General features: G+C 38.7%; 1 protein-coding gene. It reads left to right on the plus strand.

Annotated elements, in window-relative coordinates; genetic code table 11:
* A partial coding sequence (locus M3175_RS26040) for a DNA polymerase III subunit chi (RefSeq protein WP_251524607.1) occupies positions 1-310 on the plus strand: 310 nt, incomplete at its 5' end.
* Positions 311-445 lie beyond the last annotated feature (135 nt).

Raw genomic sequence — 445 nt, forward strand, 5'->3', positions numbered from 1 at the left:
GTCATTGAGTGATGTGGCGTTTATTCCCCACCAAATTATCCAGCAACTTGATGCCTTTTATCATCAAAAACTCCCTGCCAGTGTGGTACTTACCGATAATATCGAACTTGTCACCCAATTTGATGGTGTTGTCATCAATCTTACCGATGAGGCAATTGTAGATACCCAAGCTAGCCGTCTGCTAGAAGTCATTGACGCCGCCCCCGAACAGGTTGAAAGTGGTCGTCACAAATACCGCGTTTATCAAGCACAATTACAAGCCCTAGCAACTAGCAGCCTACCTACCATCCAAGTTTTTCAAATCCGATAATTGTTCTACCCAATACTTTGATAGCTTTAAATTGACAAGTTGACGATTTTAAAAATAATTTATGCAAATTGTTAAAAAATGTTAATATATCAGCCATTTTTGCGGTGAAATATTAAGAGGTTATTATGTTAAAGC

Source organism: Robertmurraya korlensis (assembly GCF_023715225.1).
Classification (GTDB): domain Bacteria; phylum Bacillota; class Bacilli; order Bacillales; family Cytobacillaceae; genus Robertmurraya_A.